General features: G+C 46.4%; 3 protein-coding genes. All 3 read right to left on the minus strand.

Features of this window, described 5'->3' with window-relative positions; all coding sequences use genetic code 11:
• Window positions 1-262: 262 nt before the first annotated feature.
• The 3 genes from IT291_00745 to IT291_00755 all read right to left on the minus strand — a co-directional run bounded on the left by IT291_00745 (window position 263) and on the right by IT291_00755 (window position 5,988).
• Window positions 263-2,464 carry a metallophosphoesterase family protein gene (locus tag IT291_00745; protein MCC6219748.1) on the minus strand — a complete coding sequence of 734 codons (2,202 nt, stop codon included), beginning with the start codon at window positions 2,462-2,464 and terminating at the stop codon, window positions 263-265.
• A 210-nt stretch (window positions 2,465-2,674) separates the two neighbouring features.
• Window positions 2,675-3,700 (minus strand): hypothetical protein, encoded by a 1,026-nt coding sequence (locus IT291_00750; GenBank protein ID MCC6219749.1) that lies wholly within the window; start codon window positions 3,698-3,700, stop codon window positions 2,675-2,677.
• A 200-nt stretch (window positions 3,701-3,900) separates the two neighbouring features.
• Window positions 3,901-5,988 carry a Tad domain-containing protein gene (locus IT291_00755; protein ID MCC6219750.1) on the minus strand — a complete coding sequence of 696 codons (2,088 nt, stop codon included), beginning with the start codon at window positions 5,986-5,988 and terminating at the stop codon, window positions 3,901-3,903.
• Between the last annotated feature and the right edge of the window lie 436 nt (window positions 5,989-6,424).

A 6,424-nucleotide genomic window follows, 5' to 3' on the forward strand; every position in this document is an offset into this window, starting at 1 on the left:
ACCCATTCAGTCATCAAGGGTAAATATTTACTAGGCACTACAAAACGAAATCAGCAAAAATCAAAAATTTTGCCAACAATTTCGCATAGTTGGAATTTACGCACCTTTTTTCTCCGCGGAAGTCAGGCGTTTCCCCAATTAGTTAGGCAAAACAAAAATCTACACCAACAACCATAATTATAAGGTTGACTAAGTCATCTTGTCTATCTGCTTGTGCTTGTCTCTATGCAATTTGTTGCAATTCAATTAATCCCTCCCTTGCTTAGTTGATTACTCTTAGGCCAGTTGGAGCAGCTGGGGCGGTTAGATCAGGTTCAGGGGCTGTTATGGAATATTCTACGTGTAAAAGCGGTGAGCTCGTGCTTATGCCATCGTAAGCAATGGCAGTTCGCTTAGCACTACCACTTCCAGTAACGAGTATGACGATGGCGTTTCCACTTAACCAGCCTGGCCTATTGGTTATCTCTTGTATGATTGTAGATAGATTTGGACTGCGCTGCTCGGCTTGGGCTGCACCTATTGGCGTCCACGAAGCCGGGCTCCAGGATGCGGATTGCTGTGAGCGCGGACGAGAGGAAATGTTTCCTGCGGTTTCGCTAAAAGTCAGAGCATTGTCCGCGTTTTCACTCTGAAAAATCAAGGAGCTCGCACTAGAATCTAGCTCATCGACTGTAAATTGGATGTATGCATTGCGAATCTCGGCATCTCGCGGAATATTTAAGCCAGCAAAACGCATGCCGACAATTTGCTCGGCCCCATCGTAAATTAGTTCAAGATCAGAGCTTCCCGTTACCACTGCACCGGTAGACAAGCGCTCTTCGGCGTCATCGGCTCCCGATTTAACGCGGGTTTCAAATATTGCTAAATCTGTATACGTGTAGGAAAGCATGCTATTGGTTGCGATGCGATTTCCAGCAATGTCTTTAACGCCATTTACTGTCAAAGTGTAATTTTTGTCGACAACATGAGCCGTGGTGCTAAGCGTAACAGTCCTAGCACTCGACAATGTCGCTGATAGTATGCTTATGCCATTATCAATTGCATAATTAGAAGGATTTTCTGCAGAAATTTCATCCAGGCCCTCGGAAAATGCAGCCTCTACACTTGTTGCAATATTAGCTTGGACGCCAGTAATCCGAGGTGGGTCTATATCGGCCCCGTGAATTATGGAGAAATTATCTCTTACATTTCCCGATGAGTCGAGGAAGGAGGCTCGTAGCGTTTGTCCCTCTACGTTCAGTATCACCGACCCCAAAACAGCCAACGAAACCATCATCGCAGGATGATTTAATGGAGCAGATGTAACTTTACCGGAGCTCCCCGCCACCGTATGCACTGCCCCGGCATGGGGAGCACCACCGCTAGATTTCCTATAAGCTCCGTCCCCGCTCTCCTTGCCGTTTCCACCATCTATTTTCATACTGCTCGTCAATGTATCGGATGTGCCATAATGGCCATCGAGAAAATAGGATCTCTCGTAAGAGTGACTATGTCCCGCTAGGACCAAGTCAACCCCATAGTCCTCTAGGATTGGCAAGGCGTTCTCTCGCATGTCGAACATCTGATAGTTGCTCGAGTAATTGTCAGAATCATGTGAGCCCTTGGAATAGGGTGGATGGTGCCAGAAGGCAATGAGCCATTCCTTGTCGTTTGCTTGTAAGTCCGCTTCGAGCCAGCGAAGCATTGCTCCAGTAGTGCTGCGATCTACATCGTGGGAATTTAAGCAAACAAAGTGAATGTTGCCATAATCAAATGAATAATACGCTTCGGTGCCGGTAGCCACACCACCTGCTTCGGCATTTTTGGGAAACGTAAAAATGTTGTAATAAGGCCCTGATTGTGCCGATGAATTTGCCGAACGCCCGTCGTGATTTCCAAGAGTTGCCCAAAGAACCGTGTTTCTTAGTTGTGCTGGATACATGTTAAACACTGCGGCCTGATACTCAGAGTCTGTGCCATTGTTATAGGCATTGTCGCCAAGCATTAGAATCATATCCGCGGGCCTTTGTGCAGCGTAGTTTTGGTAGCCATTGCGCACGGCAGTAGCATCAGAGTTAGCGGTCCCAGAATCACCTAATATCCATGCACGGATAGCTTGAGTGCTATAGTCATGTGGTGCAGTCTTAAAAAACGTCTGCACATTGCCAGTCGTTGCTACCGTGCTGGGTGAACCCACAGCGTAGTAATATATGGTATTAGGTTGAAGGTTGGTCAATTGCACTTGATGGTCAGTTACCGCAGTGCTTGACTGCTCAAAAATGGATAAGTCATTTAAAGAGGTGCCATATCTAACTGCGGAAACAGTTGCTATGCTTGTGCGCCAGCGAACCACAATGCTGTTACTGCTAAGCAATTGCAGGTAGGGCCCACGGGTAACCTCCTGGGCGTCTGCGGATACCACTGTCAGCAACAAATAAACAACAAAACCTATCGAGCGCCAATAACGCAAAGTTTCCGCTAACATATTGGTTTTATACTCCAACCTTTAGAGAACAAAATATTCTAGCGATTTGTCGCCAGGTGTCCCTTTGTCATCAATTTATTAAAGCAAGAAATGCGCCATGTGAGAACTGCATCGAAAAGACATGCGAGAACCAAAAAGTTACTGAAATATAAGTGTAATATGGAGTAAAATTGAAGCTTATCTATGACATTATTGCACAGTACTGTTGAGCTAAGGTCGTTTTTGCAAAAGTTTTGCGCCAAACCTATAAAACAGCCAAATAAAAAGAATCGCTATTGCAGTTATGAAAAATATAGCAGTTAAGTGGGCGTCATCTCGATTTTTGTCTCCATTTTGCGCACTGATAATAGGAGAAGTTGCGTTTTGTGTAAGATCGTTCATCGGCGCTTTTGAGTTCTCTGAAATGGCAGAAAGTCGCTCTACGAGTTTTTGCTTGTTGCGCTTAATCGCTGGGATATTTTTTCGGTGCTCAGGCAGGTTGTTGATTTTTTCAAGTGCGTACTGGTAAAAGTTTTTGGATTCAAGAAGTTTTCCACTCTGGTGAAGAATATCTCCACGCCGTGTAAGCCAGTTGGGCAGCGCTTGCACCTTCTCGGGCAATGTGTCTAGCAGTGCCAGCGCCTTTTCGTAGTTCTTGTCTTCTATCTCAAGCCTTATGAGCTCATCTACAAGCACTACAAGTGGCCCCAAACGCTTGATACCTTCCTCCAGTCCACTTCGCAACTCCCCGCGGTTTTCTGGTCCAGATTGACCGAGAAGTGCGGCACGCTCTAAGTAAAGATCGGGACTTGGATACTCGATTAACGAAATCGCAGTCCCGAGATCTGCTATTGCCACTGCGAGGTGATTTAACTGCTTTAAAGCTCGTGCTCGTTTAATAAATCCCTCTGCATCATCCGGACGGTTAGCGATGTAGCGATCCAGCAATGCACTCGCCTTCTCGGGTTCTCCCGCGTCAAGCCACATTTGTCCATTATACAAATCGACGTCTGGGAGATTCGGTTCGATATCGCGCACCTTAGCGAAATCTTTGAGTGCTTTCTCCCAAGCTCTATGTTCGCGATGTAAATCGCCTCGTCGCAAATATAGCGTGCCATTGTTTGGGTCTGCCTCAATCTTTTTTGTAAGCACTTCGATGCGAGCTTCTATCTCGGGATGCGCCAGCGCAAAAGACGGCAAGCCTAGGAGCAAAAAGACAAACGGCAACGAACAGTAGTAAGAATATTTGAGTGACATAAGAACCTTTTGGGAGATATCTCACTCCGCCTGACATATTCCAGCACAGCCTATAACAAATCCTCCTCAAGCGATAGTGTACGCTGACTACTGTATCTCCCTCAATCCCGACGGTGCCGAAGGAGGTAGAGAATCACTCGTTCCCGACAATTGCTGAGTGCCCACTTTTTCGGGACAAGACCCGTTAGTTTTACTTTGCGTTAACGCGCCTCCACCAGAATTATCGGGTTTTCCTCTATAATTTTCCCAATAGCACTCATGATTTGCGTGCGTTCTGAGCGACCTTCCGGATCGCATAACAATCGCCCCGTGCGAAATTGATCTTTGTAAAAATCGTCGTATTTACCGTCATCATTTATACCGTCGCCATTCGCATCCACGAAATAATCAAAAGGATCTTTCGCGATGACGTCAAAATTCGATACTGAGCTAGCCCCGCACTTCTGGTCTAACAATGTAGTCACATTGGCGCATTGGCCTTTAGCGTTTCGGCAGCAAGGACGCACGGGGATCCAGGAACCGCCTGTAGGAACTGCAGCATAGTCATAGAAAATATTTGGTGCCCAAAATGGATTGTCATCAACACCAGCGAAACGAGGTTTGACCATGCTATAATTAAGCTCACGTGCTTCCTCCTCTCTCATGCAACGCTTGTTATCATATTTTCTTAAAAGCGTGTGCGGTCTTACTCTTTCGCCGAAGAGAACGAAATGAACGGCGGTTTTGCTCTGCGCAAGTTGCTGAGCAATATCAAAAACTTCGTAAGTAGAATCGCGAAACACACTCGACTCTGTACGGCAATACCTAGTAGCAGTAGAAGTTTCATCGTAGCGGCACATAGTTATGCCGTCGGTAAAAATCACGATGAAGCTCTCAACCGCGGATTCTGCCCCAAAAGTTGCCTTGGCATTGGCGAGCATCGTCTTACCTGCTTGCAAGGCATACGGAAGATCGGTAAACACCCTAGGCCTATCCGAAGTGCCGTGAAGCCCATCTTTTCTCGGGAACAGGAGTTTGTCGATCTTATTATCTATGTTGCTTGCATCAGTTGCCTTGTAAAACTCACAAAATTCTCCTCCCTGAGTGCAAGACGTTGACGTCCACTGTAAATCCGGCACAGGCTCTCCAATATTGAGTGTGCGAACGTTAAGGATGTCATCGTCAAACCCTGCCAAGCCAAAAAGATCGCCAGCCACTCTTCGTTGTGAAAATAACAACATGGCACTATGTATACCATCTAGGATATCGGTCAGGGGTTGAGGTGGTACTACTTGTTCGAACAAAAAAGTCCGGCTTGGAATGTTTTGGCCTGCCAGAGTTGTGCTTCCCTTTGCGCTTCTACAAGCATGCTCGAGCGTCACTCCATCTGAGCGAAAACGATAATGGCGTTTCGCATAGATCGGCAAAGTGGCTGGCCTTACCGCATCCAGCTCGCCATAGAGTAATGCGTCAGCATAAGGAGCCCCCGCTAGCGCCGAACAGGTATTGTCGGAAGCTAAGTAGTTGTACTCTCCTGATAGGTTTAGTCTATCCGGCCACAATCGATCCGGACGTAAATGGGTGTCAGATATTACCGAAGACGACACATCGGCGAGAAACAAACCGTGTCTAGGGACGAGCGCCGCAGTTGCCGTCACACTGTAATTAAATGTATCTCGATTAGCAATCGCACCAAAAATTGTCCTTAACTTAGAATCATCGCGCAGTTGCAGTTCTAGTCTAAGGGCGTTTGCGCGATTGCTTTTGTCAATTGCAATCTCCTGGAAGCAGGCACCTGCCCATTTGTTCGATGGACATGGACAACTAGGCAGCACAGATTCAGAATAAACATAGGAAGGTGCTGAATACGCAGCACAGCCACCTTGCGGCTCAGAGAAATGCCAGACTCCTGGAATGATTTTCCCATTTTCTGCACCACTATTACGTGAAACGTCGGACTGGAGAGCCTGTATGTTATTTTGCGGATACTCCGTTAGAGTATGTTCTAGAAAATGTCTACTAAACATTAGGGAAACATTTCGGCCGAGGATATCTTTGGCACGCTCTGTTGCATCAACTAGTCTTTGTTGATAATCGGGCTCCTGACCGTCAAACTCACCATAAGTATCTTTTGAGCTAATGTACGCCTCCATGGCGGCGAGAACTGCTGAGTCAGCACTGTGCTGGTGTTGCGCCTTTGATGAGTTGACAAGGCCTGAGTCGATAGCTAGCGCTGCTAATACAATAATTACAGTGCTTATTAGGGCAAGTAGTGGTAAAAAAATTCCCCGTTCGGGTTGAGTCCACATATCAATTCGATTCCTTTAGCTAAAACCCAACGATACACATTCTCCCCTTTCCGGATGCCAGTACATGTCCGTTGAACATAACGTAGTAGTCGTGGGGGTACCGGGAGCGGAATCATCCTCAATAGGAGGCCATGTAGGATAAGTGTAGTTAGCAGGTATCGGAAACGAGCCAACCCTCACTATTTCGCGGAATCCAGATGCCTGCGCTGTCACTACTAAATCTGGAAGAAAAGGGGTGAAGGTTACGTTAGACTAATGATTAACATTTGACTCCCAGAAGGCCGTTCCTAGCTGGCATATTATTTGCTATTACTGTTTCTAGTGTATTCAGGCGCGGATGTGTGACTTATAACCGACTGAGGCGATATGGAAGCTATGAAGGTTTCAAAAATTGGAAGTTTTTTAGTGAATGTCCTAGTGACTGCTTTTACTGCAA

It is taken from the genome of Deltaproteobacteria bacterium (genome assembly GCA_020845775.1).
Classification (GTDB): domain Bacteria; phylum Bdellovibrionota_C; class UBA2361; order SZUA-149; family JADLFC01; genus JADLFC01.